Here is a 19,358-nt window from a genome sequence, read left to right on the forward strand (position 1 = left end):
GTTAGCAAGATATGCGCTGCAATTGGTGGCTGCGCACAACCAGCCATATTAACGCGCACGTGTGGCGGTGTGGCGCAATGTAGTGGCGACCTGCGCGATAATGGACGGGAATTACACGGAAACGTAAAGGCTTCTTAAAGAAATGGCGAGGGTAGGGCGATGAGCGAGCAGGTTTGTATGACAGGCGCCGAGTACTGCGGCGGAGCTGCGGGCGTGGATACGTGCGGCTATCCGGTCGAGACTACGGGCAACACAGTGCTGGACATCTTGGAGCATCGCTCGTCTACGCGTGCCTTCGCGCGTGATGACGACGACCGTCCCGTGGCGGTGACTGACGAGCAGCGGGCGGCGATTTTGCATGCGGCGAGTCGCGCGCCGTCGGCGGGCGCCATGATGATGTATTCCATCGTGAGCATTCGCGAGCAGGCCACATTGGACCGCCTCGCCGACCTGTGCGATTACCAGCCCATGATCGCCAAGGCGCCCTGGGCACTAATATTTGTGGTCGATTATGCCAAGTGGATCGATCTGTTTGAGCACGTGGGCTGCTTTAAGCCCGAGTTTGTCGAGCGCACGGGCAAGGCGCCCCGTCGTGCACCGGGTCTGGGTGACTTTGCCATCGCGGCGCAGGACGCCGTGATCGCCGCGCAAAATGCCGTGGTCGCCGCCGAGGCCCTGGGGCTGGGGAGCTGCTACATCGGTGATATCGTCGAGAATGCCGAGGAAGTCGCCTCGCTGCTGGACTTGCCTCCCTATACCATGCCGCTGTCGATGCTCATCATCGGCACGCCCCGCAAGGAGCGTCCGGCAATCGCGCATCCCGTGGTGAACCTGGTGCACGAGGAGCGCTACCGCCGCGCCGATACCGCGACCATGGACGCGCAGGTGGCCGAGATGGACGCGATGTTCCGTCCGCATGCCCGCGAGGCAGGCGAGCGCGTGGTGGATATCTACACCCGCAAGCACACGAGCCCCTTTATGGCCGAGATGAGCCGTTCCATGGAGTGGTGGTTCAAAAACTGGCTCGGCAAGTAACGAATGCGGCGATGTGACAAAGGGAAAGTCCCTCTGTCACATTCCATATCGCCGCGGTGGCCTAAAGGCCGCATAAATGTTTATCTAGCTGGGAAAACGGCGCCATTCAAACATGGGCCGATTACCTATAATCCCGTCAAACGTTAATATTGGGAGGAAACCGGCTTATGGAACAAAAGGCAAAGGAAGTAGCCTCGCACGCTGCGATTCCTGTGAGCATCTCGGCGATGCTCGTCACGCTGGGCGTGGTGTATGGCGATATCGGCACCAGCCCCATGTATGTAACCAAGGCGCTCGTTGCCGGCAACGGCGGCATCGGAAGCGTCACGCAGGAGTTCGTGCTCGGCGCGCTCTCCCTTGTCGTGTGGACGGTCACGCTGCTGACGACTGTCAAGTACGTGCTGATCTCGCTGCGCGCCGACAACCACGGCGAGGGCGGTATCTTTGCCCTGTACAGCCTGGTCAAGCGTTGCGGCAAGTGGCTCATCATCCCCGCCATGCTGGGTGGCGCGGCACTGCTCGCCGACGGCATCCTGACGCCTGCCGTTACCGTCACCACGGCCATCGAGGGCCTGCGCACCATCCCGGCGGTCCATGCCGTGCTCGGTGACGACCAGGGTCGCGTTGTCGCGATCACGCTTGCCATTATCATTGCGCTCTTCTTGGTGCAGCGCATCGGCACGGCCAAGATCGGTCACGCCTTCGGCCCCATCATGACGCTGTGGTTTTTGTTCCTGGGCGGCACGGGCCTGTTCTTTGTCTGCCAGTATCCCGCGGTGCTGCTGTGCCTCAACCCGTTGCGTGGCATCGCTTTTCTGCTGAGCCCCAACAACCATGCGGGCATCATGATTTTGGGCAGCTGCTTCCTCGCTACCACCGGTGCCGAGGCGCTCTATTCCGACATGGGCCATGTGGGCCGCGGCAACATCTACGCCACCTGGCCGTTCGTTAAGTGCTGCCTGCTGCTGTCCTACATGGGTCAGGGCGCGTGGCTTATCAACAACGCTGCCAACCCCGAACTCGTGGGCATCGCCGACCTCAACCCCTTCTACCAGATGCTCACCCCGAGCCTGCGTCCCTTTGCCGTCGGCCTTTCCACCATCGCCGCCATCATTGCCTCGCAGGCGCTCATCACCGGCGCATTCTCGCTGGTGTCCGAGGCCAGCCGCCTGGACCTCATGCCTCATATGCAGGTCTTCTATCCTGCCGAGACCAAGGGTCAGCTCTACATCCCCATGGTCAACAACGTCATGCTCGTGGGCTGCGTTATCGTGGTGCTGCTGTTCCAGAACTCGGCGCACATGGAGGCTGCGTACGGCTTGGCTATTACCCTGACCATGATGTGCACGACGCTGCTGCTCTTCTTCTATCTGCACGTGGAGCGCAAGCTCAAGGTTGCGCCGTGGATCTTTGCCGTCTTCTTCCTCATGCTCGAGGGCTTCTTCTTTGTGAGCTCGCTCACCAAGTTCTTCCACGGCGGCTATTTCACCATCCTTATGGCCGCGCTCATCATGAGCATTATGGTGTGCTGGTACAACGGCACGGCGGTCGAGCAGCGCCAGTTTACGCTGCTGCCGCTGCGCAGCTACCTGCCGCAGCTCAAGCGCCTGCGCGACGACGACCGCTACGAGCTCATGAGCGACAATATCGTGTACCTGACCAAGGACACCAACACCGACTATATCGACCGCGATATCGTCTACTCCATCCTGGATAAGCACCCCAAGCGCGCTCGCGCCTGGTGGTTCGTGAATGTCGAGACCATGGACGAGCCGCATACCTTTGCCTACTCGGTCGAGACGTTCGGCACCGACTACGTGTTCCGCGTGCATCTGTACCTGGGCTACAAGATCAACCAGCGCGTTAACGCCTATCTGCGCCAGGTTGTTCAGGATCTGGCAGCCAGCGGCGAGCTGCCGCCGCAGACGCATGACTACTCGGTCTACAAGGATCCGGGCAACATCGGTACGTTCAAGTTCGTTATGATCCGCAAGCTTCTGGCGCCCGAAAGCGACGTGGAGCCGAGCGAGCGTACGGCCATTACGCTCAAGTACATCATCCGCCGCGCCGCTGGCACGCCTGCGCGCTGGTACGGCCTGGAGAACTCCAACGTGAACTTTGAGTACGTGCCGCTGTTCACCAAGTTTAAGGCCGTGAGCAAGATGCAGCGTCTGGCTCCCAACGAGCGCCCGTAATCGACACCTGAGATTTGACTGTGAACGGGCAGGTTTGCAATGACGGGAAATGAGTCTGGGGAGAAAACCATGGACGCAAAGACGCTTGACGGTCGCGATCTTGCGGCCGAGCTGGTGCGCGAGGCACGCGTCGACGCCGCCGAAGATCGGTTCTTTACGAATCGGGCCAACATGGACATGGCCGATCGTGTGATTTCGGTCGTGGCGCTGGTGTTTGTCGCGGCGTGCGTGTGCGCACTGCTCGCGCACGTGCTGTTTGTCTAGCGACCGCAGGTTGCAAAGGCTATACACTTGGAACCACCACGAGGGGAAACCACCACAAAGGTGCCTGTCCCCTTTGTGGTGGTTTTTGTTTTTGAGAGAGGGGCGGGGCGCTGATGGACGTCCATGCGGACGGCGATATTGCCGAGAACTTTTGGTGGAGGCGTACAACGCTGACGCGTCGCAGCCCTCTGTATGACGCCTGCGTATCGGCGGGGCTGCTGGTCGCGGCGACGATTGTGGGCGCGCTGCTCGACCATCCGGGTCTCGCGCCGAGCATCATGATCGTCTATGTGTTCGCCGTGCAGCTGTGCGCATTCTTTACCTGGAGTCGCCTGTATTGCTTGCTGAGCTCGGCTGCCGCCGTGGCGCTCTACAACTTCTTGTTTGTCGACCCGCGCTGCTCGCTGTCGTTTATCGACCGCGTCTATCCCGGCATGTTCTTCATTATGTTTGCGGTCTCGCTCGTGTCGAGCTCGATCGCGCTGGCCCTGCGCCGCGCCTTGGCGCAGGCTGCCGCCAGCGACCGTCGCACGCAGATGGTGCTCGAGACCAACCGTATGCTGCAGCGCTGCGCCGATCAGCAACAGATTGTGCACGCTATGGCAACGCAGCTGGCGCGTCTTTCGGACTGTCCGGTCGTGTGGTATAGCGCCGATGCCGACGACGATGACCTGCTGCCGCGCGCGACGTACACGGCCGTGGGCGATGCCGCGCCGGTGCACCAGTTGGCGCCCCAGATGCCGCCGCGGCTCTCGGCATCCGCCTATGTGGGAACGCCGCTCGATGCCACCTATGGTGGCTCGGCGTTCTACGGCATATACCTGACCGTGCGCTCGGGTGACACCATGGTGCGTGCGGGCGATCCCGCCTCGGTGGTGGGGGTGCTCGCCATTGTCGCCGAGCCCGATGCGCTGACGCCCGAGGAGCGGACGCTTGCCGATGCCATTGTGAGCGAAGGCGAGCTTGCGCTCGATCGCGCCCGCGCCATGGAGGCCCGCGAGGAGGCGGCGGTACTCGCTAAAAACGAGCAGCTGCGTGCCAATTTGCTGCGTTCCATTTCGCACGATCTGCGCACGCCGCTCACCAGTATTTCGGGTAATGCCGACGTGTTGCTCGACCAGGGCTCGACCGGCACGGCCGTGCTCGACGACCAGACACGCCGCGGCATGCTCCTATCCATTCGCTCGGATGCGCTGTGGCTCAACGCCACCGTCGAGAATCTGCTCGCCATCACCAAGCTCGAGGGCGGCGGCATGCACCTGTCGACCACGCTCGAGCTCATGGACGATATCGTCGAGGAGGCGCTGCGTCACGTAAATCCGGCCGTGCGCGAGCACGACCTTAAGGTAGTGGCGTGCGATGAGCCGGCGCTCGTCAACGTCGACGCGCGCCTGATGGTGCAGCTGGTGGTCAATCTGGTGAACAACGCCATCACCTATACGCCTGCGGGCTCGCATATCGTAATCTCGATTGGCGTCCATGATGGATGCGTGGCGTGCTCGGTTGCTGATGATGGCCCGGGCATTGCGCCCGAGGACCGCGAGCGAATCTTTGAGTCGTTCTACACCGCCAACCATGGCCTAGCCGACAGTTGCCGCAGCGTGGGCTTGGGGCTTTCGCTCTGTCGCTCCATTGCGCTGGCACATGGCGGTAGCATAGAGGTTGCCGCGGCGGCCCCGCACGGCTCTGTCTTTACGATTGAGCTTCCCGCCGCCGATATTTCGTTTGATAAGGAGTAGCGCTGTGCCGAACTCTGCCGTGAAACCGCTCATCTTGGTCGTTGAGGACGATCCCGCCGTCCGCAACCTTATTGTCGCCGCGCTCGAGGCGCACGGCTTGCGCCATATGGCAGTGGAGACCGCTCACGCCGCCATCGCCGCCGCCTCGTCGCAGGCGCCGAGCATTGTGCTGCTCGATCTGGGCCTGCCCGATATGGACGGCGTCAAGGTGGTGGAGTCGGTGCGCGCGTGGTCGGGCATGCCGATTATCGTGGTTTCGGCACGCAGCGAGGACGTGGACAAGATCCGCGCGCTCGATGCCGGCGCCGACGACTACCTGACTAAGCCTTTTTCGGTCGAGGAGCTGCTCGCGCGCATTCGCACGACGCTCAGGCGCCTTTCGTATGCGCAGGCGGGCGGTGTTGCTTCCGAGGGCTCGTTCGATACCGGCGAGTTGCATATCGATTTTGATGCCGGCATCGCCACGATGGATGGCGAGGAGCTGCATCTGACGCCGATCGAGTACAAGTTGCTCTGCCTGCTGGCACACAATGCCGACAAGGTGCTGACGCACCAATTTATCCTGAACGAGATTTGGGGTACGGCGACTAAGAGCGACCTGGCGAGCCTACGCGTCTTTATGGGCACGCTGCGCAAGAAGATCGAGTCCGACCCCGCGCATCCGCGCTATATCCAAACGCATGTGGGTATCGGTTACCGATTGGTCACCCAGGGGTAGGGCAGAGCGCGGCCCCTCTGTGAGTTGCGGTGAAATAGATCCTATTTGGGCCTTTACCAGGCATCTTTAGGAACTATTCCACCGCAATTATGTTATTTGCCCTTGGGCTTGCTGGCGTAGAACTTCTTCTTTTTGGGCTTACCTGCACAGGTGGGCTTGCCGTCACCGCGCGGCCCTCGGTCGCCGGCCTGCGCGTGCGCGGGCACTGCTGTACGGGGCTTGCGGGCTTCAGGGTTGCGCAGCTCCTCGGTTCGCTCGGCAATCTCCTCGGCACTAAAGCCGACTTCGGCCATGGCATCCTCGATGGGCAGGCGGCGCACGATATAGCAATGGTGCACCTTCTGGTTGCGCGCGAAGTCCTCGGGGATGGTCTGCGCCGTAATGTCCTCCAGCACGACGCCCGCGCGCGCGAGCTTGCGCGTCTCGGGGCGGAAGCCGCGCAGGTTGCAGCTAAAGATGGCGTGGCCGCCCTGCGCGAGCAGGCGCGATACACCGGCCAAAAGCTCAACATGGTCGCGCTGAACATCCCAGGTGCGGCGGCCCATCTTGGACGAGTTCGAAAACGTGGGCGGATCGACAAAGATCAGGTCCCAGCGATTGCGTGTCTGGCGCTGGTCGCGAATCCAGGCGAGCACGTCGTCGCGCACAAAGTGGTGCTGCGGCCCCACAAAGCCATTCTGGCGCATGTTGCGCTCGGCCCAGTCCAGGTAGGTGTTGGAGAGGTCGACCGTCACGGTTTCCTCGACGCCGCCGTCGGCTGCATAGCAGGTGGCGGTGCCGGTGTAGGCAAACAGGTTGAGGAAGCGGCGCGCCTGCTTGGCGTGCTCGCGCACCAGATTGCGCGTGAGGCGATGATCCAGGAAGATGCCGACGTCCAGGTAGTCGTCAAAGTTGACGGCAAAGGTAAGGCCGCCTTCCTCGATGAGCGGCAGGCGACGGCGCGCAATGTTGGCGCGCTCGCCCGAGCCGCCCTTGCCGGCGCCCTGCTTACCGTACTGCGAACCGCCGCGCGAACGTATGCGGGCTTTGGCGTGCACGTGCTCGGCTGGAACATCCAAGATGCGCGGCGCGATGGCCAAGATATCGAGCATGCGGGCCTGGGCCAGCGCAGGATCGATGGTCTTGGGTGCGGCGTACTCGGCGATGACGAGCCAGCGGCCCGGCGTCTGCGGGCAGCCCTCGTACAGGTCGACGGCGGCGGAGTAGTCGGGCAGGTCGGCATCGTAGACGCGGTAGCAGCTCACGCCCTCACGCTTTGCCCACTTGCGGCGCAGGCGGGCGTTCTTGCGCAGGCGGTTGGCGAACTGCTCGGACTCGGGAATGAGCACGGGCAGCGGCTTGCCGTCGCCCAAATCGAGCGTGGCGGCAGGTTCGGGCATGGCGGAAGCGGCGGCTTCATCGTTGGTTTCGTTGGCATCCGTAACCTCGGCCTCGGTATCCGCGCTGGTCGCAGCCTCAAACGCTGCGGCGGCATGGTCGAGCGAAGGCCAGACCTCAATAGCTGCTTCCTCGTTGTTGGGCATGACGGCAATCGAGCGCTCGGGCTCGGCGTGGAGCGCGCGGGCCAGCAATCCGTCGCGGGTGAGCGCGGCGACCGGTGCCGCGGCAAGCTCGGGCGCGCGGCGCAGCTCACCGACCAGCGTCATGGCGTCGTGCATGAGCGAAAGCGGTGTCTCGGTCGTATCCGCGACCACGGCGGCACCGGCGACGGCGCCCGCGTGGTCCAGTACGGTGGCGGACTTGGCGGCGCAGAAATCGACAAAGCGCTTGTGGCCAGCGCTCTTGACCATGCGCTCGGCAGTCTTGCGGGCGGCGGGGTCGATGTCTGCGGCCACGATGCGCGCCTGGCGCTCGCGCGCTGCCGCCTCGCGCGAGCGCGCCTCGGCAAGCAGCTGCTCCCACAGGGCGGCGTCGTGCAGCTGCCAGCCCTCAAAGCCCCAGCGCTCGCGTGCGGCGCCCGGGGCGCGGTCAGTCAGGATATTCACGGCCTCCAGCAGCAGGCCGCCGCCGGCGCACGAGGCGTCGATCAGCGTGGGCAGAGCTTCGTTCTCGTAATCATCGGCCGTCAGCTCGCGCTCGCATAGCGCGGTCCAGCTGACTTGCGCCAGCACCAGGGCGGCGTAGTCGGGGCGCAGCACGTGCGCGCCCTCGCTGGCGCGGGCCGCTGCGGGCGGCAGGCGTTTGAACAGCGGGTCGCCCGAAAGGTCCAGGCTGATGCTCGCGCGGCGCTGACGCAGCGAAAGCAGCAGATGAACGTCGGGATCGGCGGCATCAACGTCGGCGCGACGGCCCGTGGTCTCGGCCAGGCGGTCACACAGCGCGTCCTTGGCGCGCAGGGCCGAGAAGCGCGTGTTGCGCAGCTGCTCGGTCACGCCGCGGGCGGTAATGGCGATGGTGGCGCCGGGGCGGATGATGGTCTCCCAAGCGATGTCGTAAACGCCGTCGTACAGCTCATCGGCATCCTGCGCCTCAAAGCGTCCGAGTACCACGAACACGCGGCTCGCCAGGCGCGACCACAGGCACGCGCGATAGCCTTCTTCGAGCTCGCCCTCAAACGTGGCGCGGCCCTTCAGGCGGCGGACATGCGAAAGCCCGAGGCGTTTAAGCTCATCGGCGAGTGCGGACTCAAAGCCCTCGGGGCAGCTTGCGTAAAATTCCATGGGTGACCTCTCTGGTTGCGTCGCTCCATTATATGATGGATGCTTCGTTTACTCTCGCCCCCGAAAGGAACCTATATGATTGATGCGTGCTCCTTGATTCCCATTTTCATTGCAACAGCCTCAGGACTCGGGGCCTCGCACAGGCTCCCGCCGCCTTACAGAACTGAAAGCTGGGCGTAGGGCAAATCCATGGCACGTGACCTGCGATTGCTCGGCCATAGATGGCGTAATCGAGGCCAAGGGAGGGCATCATGCGCGAGGGAAACGAGAGCTGGTTCTGGCACGCGAACGACATGGTGGTGGCGGGCGACATGAACCTCGTGGTCCGCGTCCTGTGGGTCGCGCTCATCGTAGGCATCGGCGTCGCGACGATGGCCACGCTCTGGATCGTCACGAGGTAGCGCGCCACGAACGGATGACGAGGCACGCGGCGCATGCCACGCTGGCGGAACCCTAGCCTCGCTGCTGGACAATCTGTTCGATGAGCTTCGCGACGGAGTCCTCGGCTGCGTCCCCGATCAGGTGATGGGCCGCGGCCTTCGCCTCTGGCATCGCGCCCGCGACTGCGTAGGAGTTCGGCACCTTTTCGAGGAGCGTCACGTCGTTTTCCGAGTCTCCGATAAAAGCGACCTCGTCCAGCGTGACCCCAAGGCTGCCGAGAAGCGCGTCGAGTCCGTTTACCTTGCTCCAGCCAGCCGGAACAACATCGAGGAAGAATGGGACGGGCGAGGGGAAATCAAGCTCTGGGCAGGCTTCCTTGCATCGACTCCGAACGACTTCCGTCGGGGCGGAGCTGACGTTGACGAAGATGCCGGCGGTGATGACGTCACGGTTCGTGGGCACGTCTCCGAGCGCCATGTCTCTTCCGGAGTCCTTAACGATTTCCAGGGCGAATTCGTCGCCAGGCTCGACGGCGCAGAGGAACTGCTCGCAGCGTTTGCCTGTCTCATCGACATCGGCGACTAGCCAGAGTGACGTCCCCGCGTAGGGGCGTACGGCGCTATCGAGCTTGACGAGGGCCTCCGTCGAGAGCGTCTTTTTGAACACGAGTTCGCCGCTGGAGAAGACCTTCTTTCCGTTGGCCATGATGCCGGTCGAGAAACAGCGCGCGTCGCCGTCAAAGGCATCGGCCAGGTCGGCGTAGTCGCGGCCGCTTGCGGGGCCGAACGCGATGCCCGCATCAAGCGCCGAAAGAATCGCGCTGTGCGTGCGCTCCGATACGACCCTTGAGCCAAACGGCAGCAGGGTCCCGTCCATGTCTGCGAGGATGAGCTTTATCAAGGGGTCCTCCCGTTTCGGTCTGGGCGTCGGTGCGCCGGTGTGCGTCGTCCTAGCTGTATTGCCTGTCTCCCAAGAGATTCTTCGAGATGATCCTGTTAAACTCTACCGGGTCATCCCAGCAAGAGGTCAGGAAGAGGAACAGCAGCTCGATGACGAAGTTGATCGAGCTGTGCGAGAAGGCGACCTCGGTTCCGGTGATGGCCTGATCTCGCGAGATGGCTCGGATGATATACGTGGCACGCTTCGCGAGCGGCGTATCTGGGTTGTCTGTGATCATGATGATGGGGGTGTTCGAATCCTCGGCAGAGTCGAATATGTTGACGAGGCGCTTCGAGTATCCGGACGTCGAAATGACGAGCAGGATGTCATTCTCCTTGAGGCTGGTTGCGGCGGAGACCATGGCATCGGTGGTACTGGGGCAAAACGCCCTGACTCCAACCTGTGAGAGCTTGAACGCCGCGTTTACGCCCATGCTAATCGAGTTGCCGACGCCCGCAATCAGGACGAGGTTGGCGTTGTGGAGCAGATTGACGACTGCCGAAAAGTCATCGGAGTCAATGAGCGAGGCGGTTTGGGAGAGCTCCTTGACCTTGTGAGACAGGACGTACTTAATGGAGCCCTCGACGTCGTCCAGAGTAACCTTGCCGCCCGTGGCCTTTTCCTCGCCGGAGGCCCTGCTGATGGATATGCCGAGCGCCAGACGCATGTCCGAATAGGTTCGGTAGTCAAGCGTCCTTGCGAACCTCGAAACAGACGCCGGTGACGTACCGGTTCCTGCGGCGAGTTCGCGGACGGTCATCGTTGCGACGTCCGACGGGTGGTCGAGCACATACGTTGCGATTGCCTTCTCCGAGGGGGATAGGCTGTTCATGACCGCGCAGATGTGGCTGAGCACATCCCCTGTCTTATCCATGGTTACTCCTTGGCCCTAGTTTGCTTCGTATCTTAGGTCAAGAGAGGTGAAAATAAAGCAAAATGTTTCATAGGCGGTGAAATAGCGTTTCACCGCTGATTTCCTACCGTTCACGGTAAATCGGTGCTTCCCCGACGCAATCTCATCTTGAGCTGCTATCTTATGAGCCGTGAAACAACGGCACGAAAACGATGAAACAACAGAACATTGTTCCAACGCCTCACAACTTTGTTTCACGCTAGATGGCGAATCACTTCGAAGCCCAGACAGGCACCCGGCGAGCAAGAAGGGAGAAGCACGATGCACAACGCCAGGACAAACGCAAGCATGACTTCGCTGTTCTTCGCGAACGTCCTCTACTGGGTCTGCGCGGGCGTGTACTCGCCGTTCCTCTCCGCTCACTACACGAGCCTCGGCCTCAGCGCAGCCCAGACCGGCATCCTCCTCGCGGCGACCCCGGTGTGTGCGCTCGCCATCCAGCCGCTCTGGTCGACGATCGCCGACAAGCTCGGGCGCCGCCGCGCGGTCATCGTGATCCTCTGCCTTGCGGCGGCGGTACTCGCTCCGCTGTATTACTTGGCGTCGACGTTCGTCCCGGTCCTTCTCGTAACCTTTGCGTTCTCGGCGTTTTTCTCGGGGCTCCTGCCCCTGAGCGACTCCCTCGTCATCGAGCTCGCGGATCGCTCTGGCCTGGACTTTTCTCGCATTCGCATGGGTGGCACTATCGGCTATGCCATCGTCGTCCTGATCGTCGGTCGGCTGCTCGACATGGCTCCTCAAATCCAGTTCGCGGTGGTCTCTGCCGCGCTGGTGGTCTTCGCGGCTCACATGTGGCGCCTCCCCGAGGCGGGAATTCGCGCCAATGCCGCGGACGATCCCAAGGTCTCCCACGGAAAGGGCCTCCTCTCGCTGTTTACCAGCAATGAGATCGCCTTCGTCTTGGTCTTCGCCTTCATCAGTTCGGCCGCGATTGGCTTCATCGGGGCGTTCTTGGGCCGCTACGCGGTCGAGCTTGGCGAGGGTCAGAACCTCGTGGGCGTCCTGAGTGCGGTCTCCGCTGCGAGCGAGATCCCCATCCTGCTCGTTTCCTCCAAGCTGGTCAGGCGCTTCGGCGAGATGAACCTCCTGATCTTTTCCTGCTTCATGGCGGCGCTCAGGCTCGTGCTCGTGGGCACCGGCATCGTCCCGGTCATGATCTGCGGCCAGCTGCTGCAGAGCGTGAGTTACATGACCGTCTACTACTCCTGCGTTACCTACATTGCCAACCACACTTACGAGGATTGTCGCGCTCGAGGTCAGAGCGCCTTCGCGATGGTTCAGAGCGGTCTGTCCGTCGTGGTTGCGAACCTGTTTGGCGGTTGGGCGTGCGACGCGCTCGGCACGCACGCGGGTTTTCTTGCCTTCGCCCTCGCTTCAACGATTGCTGCGGTCGTTGCTTTTGTGGCGTACGTACTGTGGCGTCGAAGCGCAGCGCCACAGCCTGAGGGCCAGTCGGCCGCATAGGCTCCACCGCGTTTTGCAAGCGCCTGCCTGCTTCGCGCTTCTCTTCGTGTTCAACCAGCTGACGAGCTGAGAACTGTCCAATCCAATGGTTATCCAAGTGAAAGGAAGACAAAGATGTCTCTCATCAAGGTCAACGAGCTTCTTCAACATGCGACCGAGCACCACTATGGCGTGCCCGCGATCAACGTCATCAACACGGAGACCATCCGTTATGCGATCCAGGCCGCCGAGGATGAGCACATGCCTATCATCATCCAGTACTGGCCCGGCTTCGAGGACCACTGTGCCCTCGACATCATCGCCTTCGCCGCCCGCTATTACGCCGAGCGCGCGAGCGTGCCCGTCGCCGTCCACCAGGATCACTCCGCTGGTTACGAGATCGCCGTCAAGGGCGTCAAGGCCGGTTTCCCCTCCGTCATGGTCGACGGCTCCTCGCTTCCCTATGAGGAGAACTTCCAGCTCACGAAGGACGTCGTCCAGGTCGCCAAGATCTTCGACGTTGACATCGAGGCCGAGCTCGGCCACGTCGGCAACGGCTCCGACGCCAACGACTTCGTGAACAGCGACCACTATACCGACCCGAACCTCGCCGAGGAGTTCGTCGAGGGCACCGGCTGTGGTTCGCTCGCCATCGCCGTCGGCAACGCCCACGGCCCCTACGTCAAGGTCCCGAACCTCGACATGGAGCGCATCAAGGCCTGCAGGGAGGCCGTCAGCGTCCCCCTCGTCATGCACGGATGCTCCGACATCCCCGACGAGCAGCTCCAGGAGGCCGTGAACCTCGGCATGAGCAAGTTCAACATCGCCACGGAGTACTTCCGCTCCATGTACCGCGCCTTCGAGAAGGACATCAGCTCCGGCAAGAACGACGGCAACGGCGTTGGCCTCCTGATGGACGCCGCCCCCGACATGCGCGCGTTCGTCGCAAGCAAGATCCAGCTTCTGAACCCCAACCACTATTCGCTCTAGGAGAGACTCGATGAAGAAAGTTCTTGTCGCGTCGCACGGTCACCTCGCAAGCGGAATCAGGAGCTCGATCGAGATCCTGACCGGTATGGCGGACATGGTGGAAGCAGTTGACTGCTACGTGGACGACTCCGATTTCACCCCTCGCATCCAGGCGTTTATTGACTCGGTGGGCCCTGAGGACGAGGCCATCATCTTCACCGACATCTACGGTGGCTCCGTCTTCCAGAAGGTCGTCCTCATGGAGCCGGAGAAGCGCGGGATCGTCCATGTTACCGGTATGAACCTCGGCCTCGTGATCGAGGCGCTCCTCGGCGCTGAGCCGGTCACGGCAGATTCGATCAAGCAGAGCGTCGAGCTGGCGAGGGCGACGATGCAGGTCGTCGAGCCTCCGAGCAAGGCCGCGGACAACGAGGGGTCCGACGGAGACTTCTTCGATTAGAGAGCACTAATAAGTAAGGAGAGGAAACAATGATTGTTCAGGTTCGAGTCGATGACCGTCTGATTCACGGGCAGGTCGCCCTGGTGTGGACCAAGGAGCTCAACACCACCAGGATCATCGTCGCCAACAAGCACGCCGTGGAGAGTGATGCCCTTCGCATGACGCTTTCCATGGGTACGCCGGCGGGCCAGAAGCTCCTCGTCAAGGATGTTCCGGATGCTTGCCGCATCGCGAACGATCCGCGTGCGGACTCCATGCGCATCTTCGCGCTCACCAACTGCGTGCGTGACGTGCTTGAGCTCGTTAAAGGCGCACCGGGCAAGATCGAGGGCGTGAACGTTGCCAATGTCGGCCGCTTCGACAAGTCCGATCCGGATAGCAAGGTCGCCCTCAACTCCACGATCATGCTCAACCCGGATGAGCTCGAGGCCGCGAAGGAGCTTTGCGAGCAGGGTATTCCGGTTTTCCATCAGCTTATCCCGTCCAATCCCAAGACTCCTCTCAAGAGTCTGATCGAGGCGGCGGAGAAATAAGGGGATTTGGCCAGGCGGTCAAATGAAATGAGAGAAAGGAAGTCAAATGATTGGGTTAGCAGTAATGGCCTGGTTGACCGTGCTGATTTGCTACGGCGGCAACTGGGTTCTCGGTCAGTGTATGATCGAGCGTCCTCTCGTGGTCGGCCTCGTTGCGGGCCTTCTGATGGGCGACGTCAAGACCGGTGTCATCATCGGTGCCTCTCTCGAGGCAATCTTCATGGGCGCGGTTAACATCGGTGGCGCCATCTCCGCCGAGCCCGTTACCGCGACCGCCCTCGCCGTCGCCTTCACCGTTGGCGCCGGCATCGACCAAGGCGCCGCCATCACGCTGGCCGTTCCCGTTGGCGTCGTCACCGCGTTCCTCTCGATCTTCATGAACAACGTGTTCCTTGCGTTCTTCGCCGCCACCTTTGACAAGATGGCCGCCGAGGGCAACGAGAAGGGCCTCGCGCTTCAGCACTTCGTTCTCTGGTTCGTTAAGTACGCCGCCTTTGGCCTCATCGCCTTCCTCGGCGTTTACCTTGGCGCTGAGCCCGTTGCCGCTATCGTCAACCAGATTCCGGCCAATGTCATGAGCGGCCTCAACGCCGTGGGCGCCCTCCTGCCCGCCGTTGGTATGGCGCTCCTGCTCCAGATGCTGTGGAGCACCGAGCTCAGCATCTACTTCTTCCTGGGCTTCACGCTCTACCAGTACCTCGGCCTCCCGATGATCGCCATCGCGGTTCTCGGCGTCATCATCGCGGTTGCCTCCGCCCTCCGCGACAAGGAGATTTTCGATCTCACCAAGAAGGGCTTGGCCACCCAGGCCGTTTCCAACGACTCTGTAACCAGCGACGAGGAGGATTTCTTCGCATGAGCAACCTGACCAAGAATGTGAGCCCTGAAGACAAGAAGATGCTCAACAGCATTTTCCTGCGCTCTTTCTCCGTGTTCGCCTCCTGCGCCGGCGGTTCCGTCAAGGCTGGCGCCGACGGCTGGCTGTACTCCGTCCAGCCCGCGCTTAACCGCTACTACGCCGATGACCCCGAGGCCCGTGCCGAAGCCATGAAGCGTCACACGACTTGGTACAACATTACCCAGAACGTCGGCACGTTCGCCATGGGCCTCGTCGCCTCCATGGAGAGGGAGAACTCGCAGCACGAAGACTTCAACACCGAGTCCATCGACGGCATCAAGGTTTCCCTGATGGGCCCGATGTCCGGCATCGGTGACGCAATCTTCTGGGGCGTCCTGCGTGTCATCGCTGCCGGCATTGGCATCAACCTCGCCATGAGCGGCTCGCCCCTCGGCGCGATCATGTTCCTGCTGATCTACAACATCCCGTCGATCCTCTGCCGATACTTCATGACCTACCTCGGCTTCAGCATGGGCACCAACTTCATCTCCGAGATGTACGAGGGTGGTCTCATGAAGCTCATCACCAAGGCGACCTCCACGGTTGGCCTCGTGATGATCGGTGCCATGACTGCGGCGAACGTCCAATTCAACACGATCCTGTCCATTCCGGTTCAGGACTCTGACCCCGTCATGATCCAGACCTACCTCGACTCGATCTTCAAGGGCATCGTGCCCCTGGGGCTTACGCTCGTCGTCCTCTGGCTCCTGCGCAAGAAGAACGTGAACGTCAACATCATCCTGGTTGGCATCATGATTCTGGCGCTCGTCCTCGGCCTCGTGGGCATCGTGTAGGGCGGCTTCCGGATCATTCGAAGCTTGTTTAAGGCAATTCCCGGCGGCACGCGATCGAGGACATTCGACGCGTGCCGCCCCATTAGAAGGAGAGAACATGCGCTACACGCACCTCAAGAATTCCGATGTCGACGTCTCCCAGCTCGCTGTGGGCACCTGGGCGATCGGCGGCGACTCCTTTGGTGAGAACGATGACGCCGCCAGCATGTCCGCCATCCGCACCATGCTCGATCACGGCGTCAACCTCATCGACACCGCGCCGTGCTATGGCAACGGCACGTCCGAGAAGGTCGTCGGCAACGCGCTCAGGGGCGTCGACAGAGAGAGCTACCTGCTCTCGACCAAGGTTGGCCTGATCACCAGCGCCGCCGGCTATGACCGCGACTCCTCGTTCAAGAACATCATGAGGGAGGTCGAGAGCTCGCTGCGCAACCTCCGCACCGACTACATCGACTTCTACTTCGTGCACTGGCCCGACGCTAAGACTCCGTTCTCCGAGACGATGTGCGCCCTCCAGCTCCTCAAGGAGCAGGGCAAGATTCGCCACATCGGCGTCTCCAACTTCACGACCGAGATGATCGAGGAGTGCGAGAAGGTCGCTCAGATTGACGTCCAGCAGCCGCCCTACTCTATGGTTGACCGCTCCTCCGAGGACCTCATCAAGTGGGGCTACGAGCGTGGCATCGACTCCTTCACCTATGGCTCCCTTGGCGCGGGCATCCTGTCGGGCAAGTTCCGCGAGCTGACGAAGTTCGAGGAAGGCGACGTCCGCGGTGGCTTCTACGACTACTTCCGGGAGCCCAAGTTCTCGCGCGTCCAGGAGCTGCTCAAGGTCATGGACGAGATCGCCGAGGCCCACGACAAACCCGTGGCGCAGGTTGCCGTGAACTGGAGCACCCAGAAGGAGTACGTGGGCACCGCTCTCGTGGGCGTGCGCACGGACGCCCACGCGATTCAGAACTGTGAGACGTTCGAGTGGGAGCTTTCCGCCGACGAGATGGCCAAGCTCGACGCCAGGCTCGACGAGCTGAAGATCGGCTAGCCATGAGCGCCGAGGATAGGAAGTACCCCACTTCCGAGCTTGAGGTGCTTGAGAGTGGCGCGAGGGAGGTTGTCGAGCCTAACGGCCTGAGGCTGATGCTGAAGCCCGTGCCGGGTGACGACCGCGAGCACGTGCTCGATCCGCGCGTCTATGTTCGTGCGCACGCGAAGCTCGCTGCGGCTCCTGCGGCGGGGTCGGCGCCGGCCGGACCGGTGGACGTGATCGCGTGGCGCTCCGCGCCCAACAAGGAGACCCACGTCGTGAGGGGCGCGAACGTTGCCAAGAAGACCGTCGTCATGAACTTCGGCGACAAGGGCATTCCGCTGCACATCTTCACGCCGGAGGGGCACGAGGATGGGTCTGCCGCGCTCGTGTTCATCCATGGCGGCGGGTTCATGGTGGGCAACATCGGCCAGTACGAGAACTGCCTGCGCGACATCGTGGAGCGCACGGGTTGCGTCGCGATCTATCCGGAGTACCGCCTGTCTCCCGAGACGATGTTCCCGGGTGGCGTCGAGGACTGCGTGAAGACGCTCGACTGGCTTGTCGATCACGCTGACGAGCTGGGCGTTGATGCGACTCGCATTGCCGTGGCTGGTGACTCTGCGGGTGGCAGCCTGTCGAATGCCGTCGTGCTCGAGGGCTCTCACGCGGATAGGATCAAGGCGGTTGTCGAGCTTTATCCGCTCGTTGATGGCGGTCCCGTTCCGGATGAGTGGTCCTATGACCTGTACGAGGTCGTGGATGAGCAGAGGCCCGAGGCGCTGAGCAGGGTTGATCGCATTCGCCTCGCCAACAACGACCTTCCGCCCATGTACGTCAACGGCGATGCGGACAAGATGCTCGACCCGCTGATTTCCGCGCTGTTCGCGGAGGACGTGAGCGCGTTCCCCCGCACGGTCATCATCTCTTCCGAGTATGACTATCTGCGCCATCAGGACGAGCTGTTCGCGAAGAGGCTGCAGGATGCGGGCGTTGACGTCACTGCGATTCGTTATCGCGGCTGCGACCACGGCTTCTTCGAGATGTACGGCGTGATGCCTCAGGCTGAGGATGTCTGTCGCGTCATCTCCGAGGAGCTTGCGAAGATCTAGGGGCTCGTCGCGGCGACCTCCTGGACGAGTGACGGTCCGGCGGGATGCTAGGTGCGTCCCGCCGGACCTTTGCGTTGGCGGGCGCGTGCCGCTTGCCGGCGGGCGCGTGTGGGGTTTGCCTCGGCGGTGCCGGATTGACTGGGAGACGCGTTTACCGCCGATCTTCCAAGCGAGCCCAGCAAGCAAACCGCGAGCTGAGCCCCAAGGGCATTGACAAGGGCGTGGGCGTGGCGCGAGCACTGGAGTATCTGGGATGCAGCCGTAACGCGCGCACCTTTGGCTTCGGCGATTCGGGCAACGACCTGGGCATACTCGCCGCTGTCGAGATGGCTGTCGCCATGGGCAACGCCATGCCCGAGGTCAAGGCGGTCGCCGACTACGTGACCGACGATGTCGCGAACGACGGCACCGTCACCGCCATGCAGCATTTCGGGTTGATTTAATAAATGGCCGGGTCGCCCGCAGTGGGGGCGACCCGGCCATTTGAGCTATTTTGCAATATAGAGCTTGGGATGACTGCGACTGCTCTCGATCGCCGCCGTCATGATGCCCTCGTTGTCTCCATCAACGATGATGCCGTCGAGGTCATCGATCTGCGCGGACTGATAAAAACTGGTCTTGTTGAACTTTCCCTGGTCAACCATCATGTAGCCCTGGTTTGAGTTGGTAAGGTACATATGCTTGATCATGGCCGAGAAGTCGTGCTCGACGGTAAAACCGTGGTCGGGGTGGAATCCGTCAGCACTGACAAACGCCTTGTCGGCATGTAGTTTGCTCATGCAGTCGAGCGTCAGTGCGCCCGCGAGATAGAGGTGGCCCTTGCGCACGGAGCCGCCCAGCAGCACTACCGAAGCATTGGGGAGATTGAAGCTGGCGTAGTTCGCGATTGCAAGATCGCCGGTGATAATGGTGATCTCACGCTTGTCCATGAGGGCCTTAGCGAAGTAAAAGCCTGTGGTGCCGATATCAATTACCAGAACATCGCCATCATCAACAAGAGTTGCTGCGGTTGCGGCGATGGCCTCCTTGGCCTCGACTTGGACATTGATGCGCTCCTCGGGATACGAGATTGCGTTGGAGCGAGAAAGCGATACCGCTCCGCCGCGTACGCGGCGCAGCTTGCCTTCGGATTCCAGCGAGATGAGGTCGTGTCGTGCGGTGACTTCCGAAACCGAAAAACGGCGGACGATGTCGGATACCGAGATATTTGGCTTTTCGGCCAGCCAATTCATGATAAATCGCTGACGCTCGGCCGGTGAAAGGTCTGAAGTAGATGCCATA

19 protein-coding genes are annotated in these 19,358 nt (G+C 61.9%); 15 read left to right on the forward strand and 4 right to left on the reverse strand.

Annotation, left to right across the window (positions count from 1 at the left end; genetic code table 11):
• Positions 1-159 precede the first annotated feature (159 nt).
• The 5 genes from DW732_RS07645 to DW732_RS07665 all read left to right on the forward strand — a co-directional run bounded on the left by DW732_RS07645 (position 160) and on the right by DW732_RS07665 (position 5,951).
• Positions 160-1,035 carry a nitroreductase family protein gene (locus DW732_RS07645; protein WP_117793891.1) on the forward strand — a complete coding sequence of 292 codons (876 nt, stop codon included), beginning with the start codon at positions 160-162 and terminating at the stop codon, positions 1,033-1,035.
• A 167-nt stretch (positions 1,036-1,202) separates the two neighbouring features.
• Complete coding sequence (locus DW732_RS07650) at positions 1,203-3,230, forward strand: KUP/HAK/KT family potassium transporter (protein ID WP_118099218.1); 2,028 nt, start codon at positions 1,203-1,205, stop codon at positions 3,228-3,230.
• 69 nt (positions 3,231-3,299) lie between these two features.
• Positions 3,300-3,494, forward strand: coding sequence for a hypothetical protein (locus DW732_RS07655; protein WP_117734879.1), 195 nt, complete (start codon positions 3,300-3,302; stop codon positions 3,492-3,494).
• 113 nt (positions 3,495-3,607) lie between these two features.
• The gene (locus DW732_RS07660) at positions 3,608-5,233 is read left to right on the forward strand and encodes an ATP-binding protein (protein ID WP_117793890.1); all 1,626 of its coding nucleotides are present in this window, start codon (positions 3,608-3,610) and stop codon (positions 5,231-5,233) included.
• Positions 5,234-5,237: 4 nt separating this feature from the next.
• A complete protein-coding gene (locus tag DW732_RS07665; protein WP_199406609.1) occupies positions 5,238-5,951 on the forward strand; it encodes a response regulator in 714 nt (237 codons plus the stop codon).
• A 92-nt stretch (positions 5,952-6,043) separates the two neighbouring features.
• Here the strand turns inward: DW732_RS07665 and rlmKL are convergent, their stop codons facing one another.
• A complete protein-coding gene (gene rlmKL, locus DW732_RS07670) occupies positions 6,044-8,611 on the reverse strand; it encodes a bifunctional 23S rRNA (guanine(2069)-N(7))-methyltransferase RlmK/23S rRNA (guanine(2445)-N(2))-methyltransferase RlmL (protein ID WP_118099219.1) in 2,568 nt (855 codons plus the stop codon).
• Between the two features lie 251 nt (positions 8,612-8,862).
• Here rlmKL and DW732_RS09895 point away from each other — a divergent pair, with 251 nt between their 5' ends.
• The gene (locus DW732_RS09895) at positions 8,863-9,012 is read left to right on the forward strand and encodes a hypothetical protein (RefSeq protein ID WP_158567382.1); all 150 of its coding nucleotides are present in this window, start codon (positions 8,863-8,865) and stop codon (positions 9,010-9,012) included.
• A 52-nt stretch (positions 9,013-9,064) separates the two neighbouring features.
• On the opposite strand, the gene DW732_RS07675 is transcribed toward DW732_RS09895, so the two are convergent.
• Positions 9,065-9,892, reverse strand: coding sequence for an HAD hydrolase family protein (locus DW732_RS07675; protein WP_055251935.1), 828 nt, complete (start codon positions 9,890-9,892; stop codon positions 9,065-9,067).
• 49 nt (positions 9,893-9,941) lie between these two features.
• On the reverse strand, positions 9,942-10,805 hold the full coding sequence (locus DW732_RS07680; RefSeq protein WP_055251936.1) for a MurR/RpiR family transcriptional regulator: 864 nt from the start codon (positions 10,803-10,805) through the stop codon (positions 9,942-9,944).
• Between the two features lie 327 nt (positions 10,806-11,132).
• Here DW732_RS07680 and DW732_RS07685 point away from each other — a divergent pair, with 327 nt between their 5' ends.
• The 9 genes from DW732_RS07685 to DW732_RS10170 all read left to right on the forward strand — a co-directional run bounded on the left by DW732_RS07685 (position 11,133) and on the right by DW732_RS10170 (position 18,520).
• A complete protein-coding gene (locus DW732_RS07685; RefSeq protein WP_158567383.1) occupies positions 11,133-12,308 on the forward strand; it encodes an MFS transporter in 1,176 nt (391 codons plus the stop codon).
• A 114-nt stretch (positions 12,309-12,422) separates the two neighbouring features.
• The gene (locus DW732_RS07690) at positions 12,423-13,277 is read left to right on the forward strand and encodes a class II fructose-bisphosphate aldolase (RefSeq protein WP_055251940.1); all 855 of its coding nucleotides are present in this window, start codon (positions 12,423-12,425) and stop codon (positions 13,275-13,277) included.
• Between the two features lie 10 nt (positions 13,278-13,287).
• Positions 13,288-13,716, forward strand: coding sequence for a PTS sugar transporter subunit IIA (locus DW732_RS07695; RefSeq protein WP_055251942.1), 429 nt, complete (start codon positions 13,288-13,290; stop codon positions 13,714-13,716).
• Positions 13,717-13,745: 29 nt separating this feature from the next.
• On the forward strand, positions 13,746-14,249 hold the full coding sequence (locus DW732_RS07700; RefSeq protein WP_055251944.1) for a PTS sugar transporter subunit IIB: 504 nt from the start codon (positions 13,746-13,748) through the stop codon (positions 14,247-14,249).
• 64 nt (positions 14,250-14,313) lie between these two features.
• Positions 14,314-15,108, forward strand: coding sequence for a PTS sugar transporter subunit IIC (locus DW732_RS07705; protein WP_199412185.1), 795 nt, complete (start codon positions 14,314-14,316; stop codon positions 15,106-15,108).
• Entirely contained in the window at positions 15,105-15,941 is an 837-nt protein-coding gene (locus tag DW732_RS07710; protein ID WP_118099220.1) for a PTS system mannose/fructose/sorbose family transporter subunit IID, read from the forward strand. Before DW732_RS07705 ends, DW732_RS07710 begins: the two co-directional genes overlap by 4 nt.
• 97 nt (positions 15,942-16,038) lie before the next feature.
• On the forward strand, positions 16,039-16,983 hold the full coding sequence (locus DW732_RS07715) for an aldo/keto reductase (protein ID WP_055251950.1): 945 nt from the start codon (positions 16,039-16,041) through the stop codon (positions 16,981-16,983).
• 2 nt (positions 16,984-16,985) lie between these two features.
• Entirely contained in the window at positions 16,986-18,077 is a 1,092-nt protein-coding gene (locus DW732_RS07720; protein WP_118099221.1) for an alpha/beta hydrolase, read from the forward strand.
• Positions 18,078-18,121: 44 nt separating this feature from the next.
• Positions 18,122-18,520, forward strand: a complete 399-nt coding sequence (locus DW732_RS10170) for an HAD family hydrolase (RefSeq protein WP_118099222.1) — start codon at positions 18,122-18,124, stop codon at positions 18,518-18,520.
• Between the two features lie 45 nt (positions 18,521-18,565).
• Here the strand turns inward: DW732_RS10170 and DW732_RS07730 are convergent, their stop codons facing one another.
• Positions 18,566-19,357 (reverse strand): DeoR/GlpR family DNA-binding transcription regulator, encoded by a 792-nt coding sequence (locus DW732_RS07730; protein ID WP_128620070.1) that lies wholly within the window; start codon positions 19,355-19,357, stop codon positions 18,566-18,568.
• Position 19,358 lies beyond the last annotated feature (1 nt).

The sequence above is a fragment of the Collinsella sp. AM28-11LB genome (assembly GCF_003469895.1).
GTDB lineage: Bacteria > Actinomycetota > Coriobacteriia > Coriobacteriales > Coriobacteriaceae > Collinsella.

What these genes read in the sequence shown, in the direction of transcription:
- rlmKL (WP_118099219.1), bottom strand. Translation starts at nt 8,611, where the DNA reads ATGGAATTTTACGCAAGCTGCCCCGAGGGCTTTGAGTCCGCACTCGCC.
- DW732_RS07650 (WP_118099218.1), top strand. Translation starts at nt 1,203, where the DNA reads ATGGAACAAAAGGCAAAGGAAGTAGCCTCGCACGCTGCGATTCCTGTG.
- DW732_RS07690 (WP_055251940.1), top strand. Translation starts at nt 12,423, where the DNA reads ATGTCTCTCATCAAGGTCAACGAGCTTCTTCAACATGCGACCGAGCAC.
- DW732_RS07685 (WP_158567383.1), top strand. Translation starts at nt 11,133, where the DNA reads ATGACTTCGCTGTTCTTCGCGAACGTCCTCTACTGGGTCTGCGCGGGC.
- DW732_RS07715 (WP_055251950.1), top strand. Translation starts at nt 16,039, where the DNA reads ATGCGCTACACGCACCTCAAGAATTCCGATGTCGACGTCTCCCAGCTC.
- DW732_RS07720 (WP_118099221.1), top strand. Translation starts at nt 16,986, where the DNA reads ATGAGCGCCGAGGATAGGAAGTACCCCACTTCCGAGCTTGAGGTGCTT.
- DW732_RS07705 (WP_199412185.1), top strand. Translation starts at nt 14,314, where the DNA reads ATGGCCTGGTTGACCGTGCTGATTTGCTACGGCGGCAACTGGGTTCTC.
- DW732_RS07660 (WP_117793890.1), top strand. Translation starts at nt 3,608, where the DNA reads ATGGACGTCCATGCGGACGGCGATATTGCCGAGAACTTTTGGTGGAGG.
- DW732_RS07730 (WP_128620070.1), bottom strand. Translation starts at nt 19,357, where the DNA reads ATGGCATCTACTTCAGACCTTTCACCGGCCGAGCGTCAGCGATTTATC.
- DW732_RS07645 (WP_117793891.1), top strand. Translation starts at nt 160, where the DNA reads ATGAGCGAGCAGGTTTGTATGACAGGCGCCGAGTACTGCGGCGGAGCT.
- DW732_RS07695 (WP_055251942.1), top strand. Translation starts at nt 13,288, where the DNA reads ATGAAGAAAGTTCTTGTCGCGTCGCACGGTCACCTCGCAAGCGGAATC.
- DW732_RS07680 (WP_055251936.1), bottom strand. Translation starts at nt 10,805, where the DNA reads ATGGATAAGACAGGGGATGTGCTCAGCCACATCTGCGCGGTCATGAAC.
- DW732_RS09895 (WP_158567382.1), top strand. Translation starts at nt 8,863, where the DNA reads ATGCGCGAGGGAAACGAGAGCTGGTTCTGGCACGCGAACGACATGGTG.
- DW732_RS07710 (WP_118099220.1), top strand. Translation starts at nt 15,105, where the DNA reads ATGAGCAACCTGACCAAGAATGTGAGCCCTGAAGACAAGAAGATGCTC.
- DW732_RS07655 (WP_117734879.1), top strand. Translation starts at nt 3,300, where the DNA reads ATGGACGCAAAGACGCTTGACGGTCGCGATCTTGCGGCCGAGCTGGTG.
- DW732_RS10170 (WP_118099222.1), top strand. Translation starts at nt 18,122, where the DNA reads ATGCTAGGTGCGTCCCGCCGGACCTTTGCGTTGGCGGGCGCGTGCCGC.
- DW732_RS07700 (WP_055251944.1), top strand. Translation starts at nt 13,746, where the DNA reads ATGATTGTTCAGGTTCGAGTCGATGACCGTCTGATTCACGGGCAGGTC.